The organism is Agromyces aureus (assembly GCF_001660485.1).
In the GTDB taxonomy this organism is placed as follows: domain Bacteria; phylum Actinomycetota; class Actinomycetes; order Actinomycetales; family Microbacteriaceae; genus Agromyces; species Agromyces aureus.
The window spans coordinates 1,688,347-1,705,909 of record NZ_CP013979.1; the positions used below are offsets into that span (position 1 = coordinate 1,688,347).

The 17,563-nt window shown below is 69.4% G+C and carries 13 protein-coding genes and 1 riboswitch; of the genes, 10 read left to right on the forward strand and 3 right to left on the reverse strand.

The window, feature by feature from the left end:
• Position 1 precedes the first annotated feature (1 nt).
• A complete protein-coding gene (gene nadA / locus ATC03_RS07290; protein WP_067874986.1) occupies positions 2-1,351 on the reverse strand; it encodes a quinolinate synthase NadA in 1,350 nt (449 codons plus the stop codon).
• Positions 1,348-2,100 carry an NUDIX hydrolase gene (locus tag ATC03_RS07295; RefSeq protein WP_067874989.1) on the reverse strand — a complete coding sequence of 251 codons (753 nt, stop codon included), beginning with the start codon at positions 2,098-2,100 and terminating at the stop codon, positions 1,348-1,350. The genes nadA and ATC03_RS07295 overlap by 4 nt, the downstream gene beginning before the upstream one ends.
• Before the next feature lie 346 nt (positions 2,101-2,446).
• A riboswitch (glycine riboswitch) is annotated at positions 2,447-2,554 on the forward strand.
• Positions 2,555-2,703: 149 nt separating this feature from the next.
• Here ATC03_RS07295 and gcvT point away from each other — a divergent pair.
• The 4 genes from gcvT (at position 2,704) to ATC03_RS07315 (ending at position 8,013) form a co-directional block, all read left to right on the forward strand.
• A complete protein-coding gene (gene gcvT, locus ATC03_RS07300) occupies positions 2,704-3,939 on the forward strand; it encodes a glycine cleavage system aminomethyltransferase GcvT (RefSeq protein WP_074400990.1) in 1,236 nt (411 codons plus the stop codon).
• Between the two features lie 131 nt (positions 3,940-4,070).
• Positions 4,071-4,442, forward strand: a complete 372-nt coding sequence (gene gcvH, locus ATC03_RS07305; RefSeq protein ID WP_067874992.1) for a glycine cleavage system protein GcvH — start codon at positions 4,071-4,073, stop codon at positions 4,440-4,442.
• A gap of 24 nt (positions 4,443-4,466) precedes the next feature.
• The gene (gene gcvP / locus ATC03_RS07310) at positions 4,467-7,358 is read left to right on the forward strand and encodes an aminomethyl-transferring glycine dehydrogenase (protein ID WP_067874994.1); all 2,892 of its coding nucleotides are present in this window, start codon (positions 4,467-4,469) and stop codon (positions 7,356-7,358) included.
• A gap of 154 nt (positions 7,359-7,512) precedes the next feature.
• Positions 7,513-8,013 (forward strand): hypothetical protein, encoded by a 501-nt coding sequence (locus ATC03_RS07315; protein ID WP_152030889.1) that lies wholly within the window; start codon positions 7,513-7,515, stop codon positions 8,011-8,013.
• Here ATC03_RS07315 and ATC03_RS07320 read toward each other — a convergent pair.
• Positions 7,959-8,720 (reverse strand): CPBP family intramembrane glutamic endopeptidase, encoded by a 762-nt coding sequence (locus ATC03_RS07320; RefSeq protein WP_067875000.1) that lies wholly within the window; start codon positions 8,718-8,720, stop codon positions 7,959-7,961. The genes ATC03_RS07315 and ATC03_RS07320 overlap by 55 nt on opposite strands.
• Before the next feature lie 205 nt (positions 8,721-8,925).
• On the opposite strand from ATC03_RS07320, the gene ATC03_RS07325 reads away from it, so the two are divergent.
• From ATC03_RS07325 to ATC03_RS07350, 6 genes are all read left to right on the forward strand, one after another.
• A complete protein-coding gene (locus ATC03_RS07325) occupies positions 8,926-10,542 on the forward strand; it encodes a peptide ABC transporter substrate-binding protein (protein ID WP_067875003.1) in 1,617 nt (538 codons plus the stop codon).
• Positions 10,543-10,727: 185 nt separating this feature from the next.
• Positions 10,728-11,657, forward strand: a complete 930-nt coding sequence (locus tag ATC03_RS07330; protein WP_067875006.1) for an ABC transporter permease — start codon at positions 10,728-10,730, stop codon at positions 11,655-11,657.
• Positions 11,647-12,600, forward strand: coding sequence for an ABC transporter permease (locus tag ATC03_RS07335; protein WP_067875009.1), 954 nt, complete (start codon positions 11,647-11,649; stop codon positions 12,598-12,600). The genes ATC03_RS07330 and ATC03_RS07335 overlap by 11 nt, the downstream gene beginning before the upstream one ends.
• Entirely contained in the window at positions 12,597-14,363 is a 1,767-nt protein-coding gene (locus ATC03_RS07340) for a dipeptide ABC transporter ATP-binding protein (RefSeq protein WP_067875012.1), read from the forward strand. Before ATC03_RS07335 ends, ATC03_RS07340 begins: the two co-directional genes overlap by 4 nt.
• A gap of 244 nt (positions 14,364-14,607) precedes the next feature.
• A complete protein-coding gene (typA, locus tag ATC03_RS07345) occupies positions 14,608-16,512 on the forward strand; it encodes a translational GTPase TypA (RefSeq protein ID WP_067875015.1) in 1,905 nt (634 codons plus the stop codon).
• A gap of 310 nt (positions 16,513-16,822) precedes the next feature.
• Positions 16,823-17,554 (forward strand): M23 family metallopeptidase, encoded by a 732-nt coding sequence (locus tag ATC03_RS07350; protein WP_152030890.1) that lies wholly within the window; start codon positions 16,823-16,825, stop codon positions 17,552-17,554.
• Positions 17,555-17,563 lie beyond the last annotated feature (9 nt).

Genomic DNA, 17,563 nt, shown 5'->3' on the forward strand with positions numbered 1-17,563 from the left:
GTCAGGCCCCGGTCGGCACGGCGTCGGCGGGCACGACCGCGGCCGGGGGCTTCGCGGCGAGCATGCGCTCGAGCGCGACGCGTGCGGGCTCGGCCACGTCGTCGCCGACGGTGATGCGGTTCACCACGCGCCCGGCGACGAGTTCCTCGAGCACCCACGCGAGGTAGCCGGGGTGGATGCGGTACATCGTCGAGCACGGGCAGACCACCGGGTCGAGGCAGAAGATCTCGTGCTGCGGGTACTCGGCCGCGAGGCGCTGCACGAGGTTGATCTCGGTGCCGATCGCGAAGGTCGAGCCCGCGGGAGCGGCCTGGATGGCCTTCACGATGAAGTCCGTCGAGCCCGCGGCATCCGCAGCATCGACGACCGGCATGGGGCACTCGGGGTGCACGATGACCTGCACGCCGGGGTGGTCGATGCGCGCCTGCGCGATCTGGTCGACCGTGAAGCGGCGGTGCACCGAGCAGAAGCCGTGCCAGAGGATCACGCGAGCATCGACGAGCCCATCGGCGCTCGAGCCGCCGAACGGCTTGCGCGGGTTCCACATCGGCATCTGCTCGAGCGGCACGCCGAGGGCCTTCGCTGTGTTGCGCCCGAGGTGCTGGTCGGGGAAGAACAGCACGCGCTGCCCGCGCTCGAACGCCCACTCGAGCACCGTCTTCGCGTTCGACGACGTGCAGACGATGCCGCCGTGGCGTCCGACGAAGCCCTTCAGGGCGGCCGACGAATTCATGTACGTGACCGGGATCACGGGCACGCGCCCCGAGGCATCCGTCGCCGTGAGATCGCCGTAGACCTCTTCGAGCTGGGCCCAGCACGCCTCGACCGACTCCTCGTCGGCCATGTCCGCCATCGAGCAGCCGGCGGCGAGGTTCGGCAGGATCACGGCCTGCTCGGGCGTCGAGAGCAGGTCGGCGGTCTCGGCCATGAAGTGCACTCCGCAGAAGACGATGGCCTCGGCATCCGGACGCGTGAGCGCGGCGTTCGCGAGCTGGAACGAGTCGCCCACGAAGTCGGCGTGCTCGATCACCTCGTCGCGCTGGTAGAAGTGGCCGAGCACGACGACGCGCTCGCCGAGGGTCGCCTTCGCGGCGCGGATGCGGTCGTGCAGCTCGGCGTCGGAGGCCGTCTTGTACGACTCGGGCAGCGCGCCCTGGCGGGGCGACCCCGTGGGGATCACGTCGCCCATCGACGAGCCCGGGCCGTACGCGACGGGGCCGGCGTCGAACTCCCACGGCCCCTTCGCGAGGTCGGGCGAGCAGGTGCTGCCCGCCGCCTTGCCGGTCTGGATCAACTGGATCGAGCGGTCGACGGATGCCGCGAGCCGCGTGTCGGGCTGGACGATCGTCATGGGTGTCTCCTCAGGTGCGGTGCGACGGGGATCCGGAACGAGCCGTGGATGCCCGCCTCGGCGGGATCGGCGGGCCGGTACAGCTTGGGCGGGCGGTGCGGGGTGCCGGTGCGCACCTCGCCGGTCTCGACGAGTGCGCCCGACGCCTCGACCGTGCGGCGGAAGTTCGCCGGGTCGAGGGGGCGCCGCATCACGGTCTCGTAGACCTCGCGCAGTTCGGCGAGCGTGAACGTCTCGTCGAGGAAGGCGTGCGCGATCTGCGAGTAGCCGAGCTTGGTGCGCAGGCGCCCGAGCGCGTACGCGACGATCTGGTTGTGGTCGAAGGCGAGCTCGGGCAGGTCGTCGGCGTCGAACCAGCGCACGTTCGGGTCTTCGATCGCGCCGCTCGTCTCCTCGGGTCGCACGAGCGCCCAGTAGACGACCGAGACGACGCGTTCGTCGGGGGAGCGGTCGGGGGCGCCGAACGTGAAGAGCTGCTCGAGGTAGCGGGGCGTGACGCCGGTCGTCTCCTCGAGGGTTCGCGCCGCGGCGCCCTCGAGGCTCTCGGCCGCGCCGAGCCAGCCGCCGGGGAGCGCCCAGCGGCCCTCGCCGGGTTCGCGCAGGCGGCGCACGAGCGGGATCCACAGCGATCGGTCGGCCGGCTGGAGCGCCGGCACGGGCTGCTCGCCGTGGGCGACGCCGGGCTCGCGCGCGAAGATCACGGTCGACACGGCGAGGCGGGCTTCGGCCAGTTCGATCTTGCGGGGCATCCGCCACCTCCTTCGTGTCAGCATGACTCTAAGTCTGCGATCATCTTACAGTCACCATGACACGAACAGAAATCCGGATGTCGCGGCGCGACGTCCGCGGCCGTCGGGGGACGGCTGGCGCCGATGAGGAGAGGGGTGCACCGGACCCCCATCCGATGCACCCCGAGGTGCGCGTCACGAGGCGGAGCAGGGCTCACGCCGTCGGACGGCACTTGAAGCATCCTCGATCGGATCGCTCCCGCCAAATCGACGCGACTCCCGACGACGCCGCCGGTGCGGCGGCACGGCACTGGGCGAGGCGCGCGCAGCGCTGTTAGAATCGGCGCACAATCACATACCGGGCCATCGACGCATCGCGGGAGAGCCGGAGACGTTCTGTTCACGCAGAGCCGGGCCGGCACCGAAGGAGCAAGCCTCCCCGCCAATCTCTCAGGTATCACACCGCGATGAACACGGCCGCTCTGAAAAGTGGATGCCGCACGCTGCGGCGTCCCGCCCACGGTGAAAGCGCGAACGCGTGAAACTCTCAGGCTCATGACAGAGGGGGAGTTCTCAAGCGGCATTCGCCGTTCGATGCGACGAACGCACCATTCAGGAGAACTCGTGACCCTCGATCCCGGTACCACCAGCCCCGCGGCAGCGCCCGAAACGGCGGCGCCCGAAGTCGCAGCGCCCGCCGATGCGAACGCCGCGGGCGCGCGCGAGCGACGCAGCCCGCTCGACGCCGTGCACCGTGCGGCCGGTGCGAGCTTCACCGACTTCGCCGGATGGCAGATGCCCGTGCGCTACTCGAGCGACCTCGCCGAGCACCACGCGGTGCGCACGACGTCGGGCCTGTTCGACCTGTCGCACATGGGCGAGATCGTGCTCATCGGCCCCGAGGCCGCGGCCGCCCTCGACTACGCGCTCGCCGGAAAGCTCTCGGCGATCGAGATCGGCCAGGCGAAGTACTCGCTCCTGCTCGCCGACGACGGCGGCATCATCGACGACCTCGTCGTCTACCGCACGGGCGACGACCGGTTCATGGTCGTCGCGAACGCGTCGAACGCGGCCGTCGTCGCCGACGAGCTGCGCACCCGGGCCGCCGGATTCGACACCATCGTCGAAGACGAGAGCGACGACATCGCCCTCATCGCGCTGCAGGGCCCCGACGCTCGCGCCGTGATGCTCGAGACGCCCGGCTTCGGCGTCGCCGGACCCGGCAACGACGAGGAGGACTTCGACGCGAGCATCGCGGCGCTGAAGTACTACCGCGCGTTCCCGGCCACCTTCGAGGGTCAGCCCGTGCTCGTCGCCCGCACCGGGTACACCGGCGAAGACGGCTTCGAGCTCTACGTCGCACCCGAGCGCGCGCCGGCGCTGTGGTCCGCGCTCGTCGAGACCGGCGGCCCGCGCGTGACGCTCTGCGGGCTCGCCAGCCGCGACACGCTCCGCCTCGAGGCCGGCATGCCGTTGTACGGGCACGAGCTCGGCCGCGACATCCTGCCCGTGCAGGCCGGCCTCGGCCGTGTCGTCGCCCACGCCAAGGAGGGCGACTTCGTCGGCCGCGCCGCGACCGCCGACGGCCCCGCCGACGACGCCCGCGTGCTCGTCGGGCTCACCACCGAGGGCCGCCGTGCGCCGCGCGCCGACTACGAGGTCTACGACGGCGACGGGGCGGATGCCGCGCTCGTCGGCGTCGTCACGAGCGGCGCGCTCTCGCCGACGCTCGGCCACCCCGTGGCCATGGCGTTCGTCGCGCCCTCGGCCGTCGACGCCGGCGGCCTGCACGTCGACGTCCGGGGAACGCGCATCGCGGCATCCGTCGTCGCCCTTCCCTTCTACAAGCGCACGTCCTGACCGACGTCCGCCTCCGCGTGCCCGCACGCGGAGGCGACCAGGCACCCGCGGCGCCGCGCCCCGCGCCGGCACCCACCCAGACACCGCACGACACCGCACACGATCAAGACCCCGATCCAGAGGAGCACCCCATGACCGACCAGACCGCACTGCAGTACACCGAAGAGCACGAGTGGGTGCTGGTCGAGGGCGACACCGTCACCATCGGCATCACCGACTACGCCGCCGAGAAGCTCGGCGACATCGTCTACGTCGACCTGCCCGCCGCGGGCACGGCCGTCACGCTGGGCACCGTCGTCGGCGAGATCGAGTCGACGAAGTCGGTCGGCGAGCTCTTCGCGCCCGTGAACGGCGAGGTCGTCGAGGCCAACCAGGCCGTCGTCGACTCGCCCGAGCTCGTGAACTCCGACCCCTTCGGCGAGGGCTGGCTGCTGAAGATCACCGCCCCCGAACTGCCCGAGCTGCTGAGCCACGACGAGTACCGCGCCCTCACGGGCGAGTGACCCCCGAGTAAGGAACCGCACCCGATGAGCACCTCCTCCACGTTCGACCTCGACGCCTTCGGACGTCGCCACATCGGCACGACGCCGAGCGACCACGGCATCATGCTCGCCGAGCTCGGCTACGACTCGCTCGAGGCCCTCATGGCCGCGGCCGTGCCGACGTCCATCCGCATGGGCGAGGTGCTGAACTCGGCGATCCCCGCCGCCGCGACCGAGCGCGAGGCGCTCGCCGAGCTCGCCGCGCTGGCCGACCAGAACACCGTGCGCACGTCGATGATCGGGCTCGGCTATTCCGGCACGATCACGCCGGCCGTGATCCAGCGCAACGTGCTCGAGAACCCCAGCTGGTACACGGCCTACACGCCCTACCAGCCCGAGATCTCGCAGGGCCGCCTCGAGGCGCTCATCAACTTCCAGACGATGGTCACCGATCTCACGGGGCTCGACACGGCCAACGCGTCGATGCTCGACGAGGGCACCGCGGTCGTCGAGGGCATGCTCCTGGCCCGACGCGGCTCCAAGAGCGCGAGCAACCGGTTCGTGGTCGACGCCGACGCGCTGCCGCAGACGCACGCGCTGCTCGTCTCCCGCGCCCAGGCCGTCGGCATCGAGCTCGTCGTCGCCCCGCTCGACGAGCACACGGATGTCGCCGCCCTCGGCGAGCACTTCGGCGTGTTCGTGCAGTACCCCGGCGCCTCGGGGCGCGTGTGGAACCCGGCATCCGTCATCGCCGCATCGAAGGCGCAGGGCGCGCTGGCCGTCGTGGCCGCCGACCTGCTCGCGCTCGCGCTGATCACGAGCCCAGGCGAGCTCGGCGCCGACGTCGCGGTCGGCACGAGCCAGCGCTTCGGCGTGCCCATGGGCTTCGGCGGACCGCACGCGGGCTACATGGCCGTGCGCAAGGGCCTCGAGCGCCAGCTGCCCGGACGCCTCGTCGGCGTCTCGCAGGATGCCGCCGGCCACCCCGCGTACCGCCTCAGCCTGCAGGCGCGCGAGCAGCACATCCGCCGCGAGAAGGCGACGTCGAACATCTGCACGGCGCAGGTGCTGCTGGCCGTCATGGCGTCGATGTACGCGGTGTACCACGGCCCCCGCGGCATCCGCCACATCGCCGTGACGACCGCGGCGAAGGCGAAGGCCCTCGCCGACGCGCTCACGGGCTTCGGCCTGACGCTCGCGCACGACGAGTACTTCGACACGATCCGGGTGCACGTGCCCGGCCTCGCGAAGAACGTGGTCGCCAATGCTCGCGACCTCGGCCTGAACGTCTGGGAGGCCGATGAGGCCACCGTGCACGTGGCGGTCGACGAGACGACCACCGAGCGCGAGCTCGCGCTCGTCGTCGAGGCGTTCGGCTTCGGAGAGCGAGCGGATGTCCCGGCGTCGCTTTCCGAGCTTCCATCGAGCGTTCCCGCCGACCTCCGTCGCACGAGCTCGTACCTCACGCACCCCGTCTTCAACACGCACCAGTCCGAGACGCAGATGATGCGCTACCTCAAGCAGCTCGCCGACCGCGACTACGCACTGGACCGCGGCATGATCCCGCTCGGCTCGTGCACCATGAAGCTCAACGCGGCGACCGAGATGCAGGCCGTGACCTGGCCCGAGTTCGCGAACCTGCACCCGTTCGCGCCCGAGGCCGACGTGGTCGGCACGCTCGGGCTCGTCGAGCAGCTCGAGACGTGGCTCGCCGAGGTCACGGGCTACGACACCGTGTCGCTGCAGCCGAACGCGGGCAGCCAGGGCGAGCTCGCGGGCCTGCTCGCGATCCGCGGCTTCCACCTCGCGAACGGCGAGGCCGAGCGCGACCTGTGCCTCATCCCGTCGAGCGCGCACGGCACGAACGCGGCCTCCGCGGTGCTCGCGGGCATGCGCGTGGTGGTCGTGGCCTGCGACGAGCTCGGCAACGTCGACCTCGCCGACCTGCGGGCCAAGATCGCCGAGCACGCGGCATCCATCGCGGCGCTCATGATCACCTACCCGTCGACGCACGGCGTGTACGAGCACGACGTGCGCGAGATCTGCCAGGCCGTGCACGACGCCGGCGGCCAGGTCTACGTCGACGGCGCGAACCTCAACGCCCTGCTCGGCTTCGCCCGCTTCGGCGACTTCGGCGGCGACGTCTCGCACCTGAACCTGCACAAGACGTTCTGCATCCCGCACGGCGGCGGCGGGCCGGGCGTCGGACCGGTCGCGGCCAAGGCGCACCTCGCGCCGTACCTGCCCGGCCACCCGATGGCGCAGCGCACCGACCACGCGGGCGGCTTCGTGCACGGCGGCGGACCGGTCTCGGCGGCGCCCTACGGCAGCGCCTCGATCCTGCCGATCTCGTGGGCGTACGTTCGCATGATGGGCGCCGAGGGCCTCGCGCAGTCGACCGCGTCGGCCGTGCTCGCGGCGAACTTCGTGGCCTCCCGCCTGCGCGAGCACTTCCCGGTGCTCTACACGGGCGAGAACGGGCTCGTGGCGCACGAGTGCATCCTCGACCTGCGGCCGCTCACGGCGTCGACCGGGGTCAGCGTCGACGACGTGGCGAAGCGTCTCGTCGACTACGGATTCCACGCGCCGACGATGTCGTTCCCGGTCGCGGGCACGCTCATGGTCGAGCCGACCGAATCCGAGGACCTCGCGGAGCTCGAGCGGTTCGTCGAGGCCATGGTCGCGATCAAGGCCGAGGCCGACGCGGTCGCACGAGGCGAGTGGCCGGCCGACGACAACCCGCTGCGGAACGCGCCGCACACGGCCGAGTCGGTCATCGCGGGGGAGTGGACGCACCCCTACACCCGCGAGCAGGCCGTGTACCCCGTGCACTCGCTCGTGCGGAACAAGTACTGGGCGCCCGTGCGACGCATCGACCAGGCCTATGGCGACCGCAACCTCGTGTGCGCCTGCCCGCCGGTCGAGGCGTTCGCGTAAGGAGCAGAGCGGAGCGGAGCGATCGGATGCCGCGGGCGGCCGCCCCCGGCATCCGTCGCCGCGCGTTCGGGGCGCGTGCCGACGAGCCTGTCGACCCTGTACGTGAGGTGCCCTCAGGTCTACACTGAGGGCACCTCACGAGGGGGTGTTCTGGATGCTCATGGATCTGGTCTCGATCGTCGGCGGCGTCGGGTTCGTCGCGGCGATGGTCGTCTGCAGCGCGGCGGCCTCGCGCGTGTTCGGGCTCGAGCAGCGCGCCGGCCTCATGGAGCGACGGGACCCCGGTCTCGCCGAGGCGCTGCGACGCGCCGACTCGCTGAGTTCGCTCGCGCACTCCGGCGTGTACGGCCTCGACGGCATCTCGGCCGTCTGCACGCCGTCGCGCCGCAGCGGACTCGACATGGCGCGCGTGCGCGCGAGCGACTCCGACCTGCGCGTCGAGCCGCCGGAGGAGGCACTGCCGCCGATGCCGAAGACCGTGCTCGCGCTCGCGAGCGGGTCGCACCTGGCGCCGAGGGTGCGGCCGCGGCACCCGATGCCCGAGCGGCATCCGACGACCGAACCGCAGCGCGAGCCCGTGCGCGAATCCGCGCGCGACCCTCAGGAGGCGGGCGCGGCGAACAGCCCGGGCCACCAGGCCACGGCCAGCGGGTAGCCGACGAACGACACCACGTCGAGCACGAGGTGCGCGACGACGAGCGGCATCGTGCGCCCCCAGCGCTGGTAGCACCAGCCGAAGACGACGCCCATGGCGACGTTGCCGACGAACGGCCCGAAGCCCTGGTACAGGTGGTACGTGCCGCGCAGCAGCGCGCTCGACACGATCGTGGCCCACGGTCCGACGCCCAGCTCGCGCAGGCGCGTGAACAGGTACCCGACGACGATGATCTCCTCGGTCAGCGCGGCCTCGAGCGCGCGCAGCACGAGGATCGGCACCGTCCACCACAGCCAGTTCGCCGGTGAGGCCTCCACGGCGACCGTGATGCCGAGCGCTCGGCCGGCCGCATACAGCGCGAGCCCTGGCACGCCGATCACCAGCACGAGCAGCAGGCCGGATGCCGCGTCGCGGCCCGGCCTGGTCAGGTCGAAGCCGATGCGGCGGAACGGGCTGCGGCCCGGCTGCCACAGCAGGTACAGCACGAGTGCGACCGCGAAGAGGCCGAAGAACACGTCGAGGAACTGGTACGTGAAGTCGAGCCACTCGCGTTGCGACCGGCTCGGGTTGAGGGCCACGGACTGGTCGCCGAGCGACTGCTCGGCCGTGAGCTTCGCGATGAGCGAGACGATCGAATAGACGGCCGAGGCGCCGAGCGAGAGCCCCAGCACGATGATGATCTCGATGCGCAAACGAGCAGCCGACATGCACTGATCCTCGCATACGAGTCGTCTGTGCAAAGATCCTGCGCGCCACGCCGGAATCCGTCGCACGTTGCCTTCCCAAGGTTGCGCGTCGGTAACAGTTTGCGCAGGAGTTTGCTTCGAGGGTTGGCGATTCATAGTCTCGACTCATCCCGCGCTCCAGGGCGGCCAGAAGCCGCACTGCCGACGCACGTCTACAGGAGGAACATTGAAGATCAAGAGAATCGGCGTTGCCGCCATTGCTCTTGCTGCGGCCGGAGTGCTCGTGCTCACCGGTTGCACGAGCGGCACGCCCGAGGCGACCGACGGTGCGAGCACTTCCGCCATCGTCACGACCAACGGCAACGAGCCTCAGAACCCGCTGGTCCCGACCAACACCAATGAGGTCGGCGGCGGCAAGATCCTCGACTCGATCTTCGCGGGTCTGGTCTACTACGACGCCGAAGGCGCCCCCCACAACGACGTCGCCGAGTCCATCGAGACCGAAGACGCCCAGAACTACACCATCAAGATCAAGTCGGGCCTGAAGTTCACCAACGGCGAAGACGTCACGGCGAACTCCTTCGTCGACGCCTGGAACTACGGTGCACTCCTCTCGAACGAGCAGCTCTCGAGCTACTTCTTCGAGTCGATCGAGGGCTTCAGCTACGACGAGGACTCCGAGCTCACCGGCCTCGCGGTCGTCGACGACTCGACCTTCACGGTCAAGCTCAAGCAGCCCGAGTCCGACTTCCCGCTGCGTCTCGGCTACTCGGCGTTCTTCCCGCTGCCCGCGTCGGCATTCGACGACATGGACGCGTTCGGTGAGAACCCGGTCGGCAACGGCCCCTACATGCTCGACGGCGAAGGCGCGTGGAAGCACAACGAGCGCATCAGCCTCGTCGTGAACCCCGACTACGACGGCGACCGCAAGGCCCAGAACGGCGGCCTCGACATCGTCTTCTACGCCACGCAGGAGGCAGCGTACGCCGACCTCCAGGGCGGCAACCTCGACGTCCTCGACGCCATCCCCGACGGCGCGCTCTCGACCTTCCAGGACGAGTTCGGCGACCGCTCGGTCACGCAGGCCGCGGCGATCTTCCAGTCGTTCACGGTTCCCGCCCGCCTCGCGCACTTCGGTGGCGAAGAGGGCAACCTGCGTCGCGCCGCCATCTCGAAGGCGATCGACCGCGATGAGATCACCGACGTGATCTTCTCGGGCACCCGCACCCCGGCCCACGACTTCACGTCGCCGGTCATCGACGGCTACTCCGAGGACATCCCCGGATCCGACGTCCTCGACTTCGACGCCGACGCGGCGAAGGACCTGTGGGCTCAGGCCGACGCCATCTCCCCGTGGAGCGGCACCTTCCAGATCGCGTACAACGCCGACGGCGGCCACCAGGCCTGGGTCGACGCTGTGGCGAACCAGCTGAAGAACAACCTCGGCATCGACGCGTCGGGCGCTCCGTACCCGACCTTCGCCGAGGTGCGCACCGCGATCACCGACCGCACGATCGAGACCGGCTTCCGTACCGGTTGGCAGGCCGACTACCCGGCCCTGTTCAACTTCCTCGGCCCGATCTACGCAACGGGTGCCGGCTCGAACGACGGCGACTACTCGAACCCCGACTTCGACGCGCTCCTCAAGGAAGGCCTCGCAGAGACCGACCTCGCGACCGCCAACGAGAAGTTCCAGCAGGCGCAGGAGATCCTCTTCAAGGACCTCCCCGCGATCCCGCTGTGGTACTCGACGGTGAACGGCGCATGGAGCCAGTCGGTCGAGAACGTCCAGTTCGGCTGGAACTCGGTCCCGCTCTACTACGAGGTCACCAAGAGCGAGTAATTCTCGATCTGGGATGCCTCGGGGTTAGACTCTGAGGCGCCCGTGGGGCGGCAGCCATCGGCTGCCGCCCCACACTCACGTATCCTCCGGTGCTCGTCAGATCGGCGTAGCATCGTGGGGTCGAACTCGCATAAGGGTGAGGTTTCTTCCACATGTCCACTAATCCGAAGCGCGAGGCCTGATCGATGGCCGGATACATCGCGCGCCGACTGCTGCAGGCGATCCCTGTACTGCTCGGAACCACGTTCCTGATCTACTTCATGGTCTTCGCCATGCCGGGCGACCCGATCGTCGCCCTGTTCGGCGACAAGACCCCGCCGCCCCAGGTGCTCGAACAGCTCCGCGAGAGGTACAACCTCGACAAGCCGTTCATCGTCCAGTACTTCATCTTCCTCGGCAACATCTTCCGAGGCGACCTCGGAACCTCGTTCTCGGGTCAGCCGGTGTCCGAGATCCTCGCGACCACGTTCCCGGTCACGCTCCGTCTCGCCCTCATGGCCGTCGTCATCGAGATGTTCTTCGGCATCACGATCGGCCTGATCTCGGGCCTGCGCAAGGGCGGCATCTTCGACGCCAGCTCCCTGGTCGTGAGCCTCATCCTCATCTCCCTGCCGGTGTTCGTGGTCGCCTTCGTGGCCCAGTACATCTTCGGCATCCAACTCGGATGGTTCAGAACCACGGTCGGGCCAGGCGCACCGACCCAAGACCTGATACTCCCGGCCATCGTGCTCGCGACGATCAGCTTCGCGCAGATCACCCGACTGACGAGGGCGTCAGTCATCGAGACCGATGGTCAGGACTTCGTTCGCACCGCCGCGAGCAAGGGTCTGTCCCGCAGCCGCATCGTCCCCGTGCACATCCTGCGCAACTCCCTCATCCCGGTGGTGACCTACCTGGCCGTCGACTTCGGCGTGCTCATGGTCGGCGCGACCGTCACCGAGGGCATCTTCAACGTGCCCGGTGTGGGACGCACGCTCTACCAGGCGATCATTCGCGGTGAGGGCCCCACGGTCGTCTCGTTCGTGACCGTGATGGTGCTGATCTACCTCGTGGTGAACCTGCTGGTCGATCTTCTGTACGCCGTTCTCGACCCGAGGATCCGCTATGCCAAGTAACACCAGACCCGATCAGCAGCACTTCGTCGCTCCGATCGAAGAGACCCCGCTCGTCGCGATCGACAAGGTCAAGGCCGAGGGCAAGCCCACCAACCTCTGGACCGATGCGTGGGCCGACCTCCGCGGTCGCCCGATGTTCTGGATCTCGTCGGCGCTCATCGTGCTCGTCGTGATCGTCGCCCTGTTCCCCGGCCTGTTCACGCAGGTTCCGCCGAACAACGACTGCCAGCTCTCGAACAGCAACGGCGGGCCGGCCGACGGACACCCGCTCGGCTTCACCAAGCAGGGCTGCGACATCTACTCGCGCATCATCCACGGCACCTCGACCTCGCTCTCGGTCGGCATCATCGTGACCGTGCTCGTGGCCGTCCTCGGCATCACGTTCGGCGCGTTCGCGGGCTTCTACGGCGGATGGATCGACTCGGTGCTCTCGCGCCTGGGCGACATCTTCTTCTCGATCCCTTACATCCTCGCGGCCGTGGTCATCATGTCGGTGTTCTCGAAGTACGCGAACGTGTGGGTGATCTCGCTCGCCATCGGCCTCTTCGCGTGGCCAGCCACGGCACGTGTGCTGAGAGCCGAGATCCTCAGGGTGAAGAACGCCGACTACGTCATGGCGGCCACCGCCCTCGGCGTCTCGCGATTCCGCATCCTCCTGCGTCACGTGCTGCCGAACTCGATCGCCCCGGTCATCGTCATCACCACGATCTCGCTCGCCTCGGCGATCGTCGCGGAGGCGACCCTGTCGTTCCTCGGCGTCGGCCTGCCGTCGAGCACCATGTCGTGGGGCAATGACATCAGCGCCGCCCAGACCGACCTCCGTACCGCGCCGCAGGTGCTGATCCTCCCGTCGATCGCGCTGTCGATCACGGTGCTCAGCTTCATCATGCTCGGCGAGGTCGTCCGCGACGCGCTCGACCCGAAGGCGAGGGCCCGTCGATGACCGACATCACCAACGAGACCGAACCGACCGCACGCCGTGACGGCGACGAGCGCCCGATCCTCGAGATCAAGAACCTCGAGGTCGGGTTCAGCACGCAGAACGGCCTGGTCAAGGCCGTCGACGGCGTGAACATCACGCTCTACCGCGGGCAGAGCCTCGCGATCGTCGGCGAGTCCGGCTCGGGCAAGTCGACGACCGCGCACGCGATCATCAACCTGCTTCCCGGCACCGGCAAGGTCACCGGCGGCCAGATCCTCCTCGACGGCCAGGACCTGACCAAGGCGTCGAAGAAAGAGATGGAGCGCGTCCGCGGTCGCAAGATCGGCTTCGTGCCCCAGGACCCGATGTCCAACCTCAACCCGGTGTGGTCCATCGGCTTCCAGGTCGAGGAGGGCATCAAGGCCAACGGCATCGCGACCGGCCGCAAGGAGATCAAGAAGCGCGCGATCGAGGTGCTGAAGCAGGCCGGCCTCCAGGACGCCGACCGTCGCCTCAAGCAGTTCCCGCACCAGTTCTCCGGCGGCATGCGTCAGCGCGTGCTCATCGGCATGGGCCTGGCCGCCGACCCGCAGCTGCTCATCGCCGACGAGCCCACCTCGGCGCTCGACGTCACGGTGCAGCGCGTGATCCTCGACCACCTCGAGTCGTTGACCCGCGAGCTCGGCACGACCCTGCTGTTCATCACGCACGACCTCGGTCTCGCGGCCGAGCGCGCCGAGCAGCTCGTGGTCATGTACAAGGGCCGCGTCGTCGAATCCGGTCCGTCGGTCGAGATCCTGCAGAACCCGCAGCACCCGTACACGCAGCGTCTCGTGGCCGCGGCCCCGAGCCTCGCGTCGCGGCGCATCCAGGCCACGGGCAGCATCGCCGCGGCCGAGGCGGCGATGCAGTCCGACGCCGAGACGGCGGCGGGCGACGAGATCGACCTGCTCGCGACGGCCGAGGCGCGTGCCGAGCTGCTCGCCGCGTCCGCGTCGGCGCCGCCGGCGATCACGGTCGAGCACCTCACCAAGGTCTACAAGATCCGTGGCGCTGGCGACTTCACCGCGGTCGACGACGTATCGTTCCAGATCCCCAAGGGCACCACCATGGCGCTCGTGGGCGAGTCGGGCTCGGGCAAGTCGACCGTCGCGAAGATGCTCCTGAAGCTCGAAGACGCCACGTCGGGCAAGATCGTCGTCGGCGGCCAGGACCTGGCCAGCGTCACGGGCAAGCAGCTCTTCGACCTGCGCAGCCGCATGCAGCCGGTCTTCCAGGACCCGTACGGTTCGCTGAACCCGCTGCGCAACATCGGCAACACGATCTCCGAACCGCTCTCGACGCACGGCGTGGGCGACCGCGCCTCCCGTCGTGAGCGGGTGTTCGAGCTGCTCGACCAGGTGTCGCTCCCGCGCACCCTGGTCGGTCGCTACCCGAACGAGCTCTCGGGCGGCCAGCGCCAGCGCATCGCGATCGCGCGGGCGCTCGCGCTGAAGCCCGAGATCGTCGTGCTCGACGAGGCCGTCTCCGCGCTCGACGTGCTCGTGCAGGCCCAGATCCTGCGCCTGCTCGCCGACCTGCAGGGCGAACTCGGCCTCACGTACCTGTTCATCACGCACGACCTCGCGGTCGTGCGGGTGATCGCCGACCACGTGAGCGTCATGCAGCGCGGTCGCATCGTCGAGGCGGCGACCACCGACGAGGTGTTCGACAACCCCCAGCAGCAGTACACGCAGGACCTGCTCGCGGCCATCCCTGGCGCGAACATCGAGCTCGGGGCCTGACCCGAACCGGTCTCGCGCGGCTCGCCGCACACCGCCGAACGCCCGGCATCCGAACCTCGGATGCCGGGCGTTCGCGGTTCTCAGGCGAAGCCCGCCTCGGCACGGTAGGCTTGTCGGGCGCGGGCCGTCGATCTCGGCTGCGCATCCCCAGACCTTCACCAAAGCGCTTCCCGCGTTCCCCGTCGTGCCGCCCTCGCGGCCGAGGGGCGCGGCATCCGAAGCCCACCAGCCCAGAGGACCGAACATGGCGAACGCCACCCGCAACGACCTGCGCAATGTCGCGATCGTCGCTCACGTCGACCACGGCAAGACCACGCTCGTCGACGCGATGCTCAACCAGACGCACTCGTTCGCCGAGCACGCGCACGTCGAAGAGCGTGCGATGGACTCGAACGAGCTCGAGCGCGAGAAGGGCATCACGATCCTCGCCAAGAACACGGCGATCTCGTACAACGGCGTCCACTCGGGCGGCAACCCCATCACGATCAACGTCATCGACACCCCGGGCCACGCCGACTTCGGTGGCGAGGTCGAGCGCGGTCTGTCGATGGTCGACGGCGTCGTGCTGCTCGTCGACGCGAGCGAGGGCCCGCTGCCCCAGACCCGCTTCGTGCTCCGCAAGGCGCTCGAGGCCCGCATGCCGGTCATCCTGCTCGTGAACAAGACCGACCGTCCTGACGCGCGCATCGACGAGGTCGTCGCCGAGAGCCAGGACCTCCTGCTCGGGCTCGCCTCCGACCTGGCCGACGACGTGCCCGACCTCGACCTCGACGCGATCCTCGACGTTCCCGTCGTCTACGCGTCTGGCCGCAACGGCGCCGCGAGCCACACCAAGCCCGAGAACGGCGAACTGCCCGACAACGACGATCTCGAGCCGCTGTTCGAGGCGATCCTCGAGCACATCCCGGCCCCCGTCTACGACGACGAGCACCCGCTGCAGGCGCACGTCACGAACCTCGACGCGTCGCCGTTCCTCGGCCGCCTCGCGCTGCTCCGCGTCTTCCAGGGCACGATCAAGAAGGGCCAGACCGTCGCGTGGGTCAAGCACGACGGTTCGGTGCAGAACGTCCGCGTCACCGAGTTGTTCCTCACCAAGGCGCTCGACCGCTACCCGGCCGAGAGCGCCGGCCCCGGTGACATCGCCGTGGTCGCGGGCTTCGAGGACATCATGATCGGCGACACGCTCGCCGACCCCGAAGACGTTCGCCCCCTCCCGATCATCGCCGTCGACGAGCCCGCCATCTCGATGACGATCGGCACCAACACCTCGCCGCTCGTCGGCAAGGTCAAGGGTCACAAGCTCACCGCGCGCATGGTCAAGGACCGTCTCGACCGCGAACTCGTCGGTAACGTCTCGCTCAAGGTCGTCGACATCGGACGCCCCGACTCGTGGGAGGTGCAGGGTCGAGGCGAGCTCGCCCTGGCGATCCTCGTCGAGCAGATGCGTCGCGAGGGTTACGAGCTCACCGTCGGCAAGCCGCAGGTGGTCACCAAGCAGGTCGACGGCAAGACCCACGAGCCGTTCGAGCACCTCACGATCGACGCCCCCGAGGAGTACCTCGGCGCGATCACGCAGCTGCTCGCGTCGCGCAAGGGCCGCATGGACAACATGTCCAACCACGGCACCGGGTGGGTCCGCATGGAGTTCATCGTCCCGAGCCGCGGCCTGATCGGCTTCCGCACCGAGTTCATGACCACCACGCGCGGCACCGGCATCGCGAACGCGATCTCGCACGGCTACGACGCGTGGGCCGGTCAGATCGTCACCCGCAACAACGGCTCCATCGTCGCCGACCGCTCGGGCGTCGTCACGCCGTTCGCGATCATCGCCCTCCAGGAGCGCATGACCTTCTTCGTGAACCCGACCGAAGAGGTCTACGAGGGCATGGTCATCGGCGAGAACTCGCGCAACGACGACATGGACGTGAACATCACCAAGGAGAAGAAGCTGACGAACATGCGTCAGTCGACCTCCGACACGTTCGAGTCGATGACGCCGTCGCGCCAGCTCTCGCTCGAGGAGTGCCTCGAGTTCGCCCGCGAAGACGAGTGCGTCGAGGTCACCCCGGCCGCCGTGCGCATCCGCAAGGTCGAGCTCGACGCCACGGCGCGTGCCCGCAACACCTCGCGCCTGAAGAAGCAGGGCTAAGCACCTTCGAACGGGGCGGATGTCGCGGGCAGCAGCCCGCGGCATCCGCCCCGTTTCGCGTCTCGAGGCGCCCGCATTCTCGGCGTGCACACGGGTTGCGCAGGCGAAGTTGAGGGTTTGTACAGATTCGTTTCCTACGTTGGAACGGTTCACCTGGACGCCCCCGACCAGAAAACCTGCTCCACCCATGACCTTCCCCCACTCCGGCCGTCGTGCCGCTGCGAGATCTCGCGCGGCCGTTCGCGGCACACGCTCCCGTGTCCGCCCCGCGAATCAGGCCATCCGCGCCGCGATCGCCTCGGTGCCGCCGATGCGCGACCTGCTCCCGCGCCGGTCCGGACTGGTGCTGCTCGGACTCGGCTTCGTCGGGGCGATGGTGGTCAGCTCCAGCGTTCCCGCACTCGCGGTGAGCGTGAGCGACACCACCGCCTCCGTCTACGCGCCGGCCCAGTACACGGGCGACTCCGTGGAGCTCGAGCCGCAGCACATCGAGGTCGCGAGCGACGTCGTCATGCCGGCCGCCGTCGCGGGAGCGAGCTCCTACGCCGTCGAGGCGGCCCCACCGCCCCTGCTCTCGCAGGTCGCGAGCGTCGGCTCGATCTCGCTCATCGAGTCGGACCGCATCGTGTGGCCCGTGCTCACCCCCGAGCGCCAGAGCGACGGCTTCGGCCCGCGCTCGGCACCCTGCGCCGGCTGCTCGACCGTGCACGACGGCGTCGACTTCAACCCGGGCAACGGGACGCCCGTGATGGCGATCGCCGACGGCGTGGTCGTGCTCGCGACGGCGAGCGGGGGCGGCCTCGGCGTCAACATCGAGGTCCAGCACAACATCGCCGGCACGCTCGTGACCTCGTCGTACGCGCACATGCAGGGCGGATCGATGACGGTCGGCGTCGGCGACCACGTCACGGCGGGGCAGCAGATCGGCCGCGTGGGCACCACCGGCCAGTCGACCGGTCCGCACCTGCACCTCGAGATGTTCGGATCCGACGGGGTGCGATTCGACGGCTTCGCCTGGCTGGCGATGCGCGTCACCGGCTGACCGGCACCG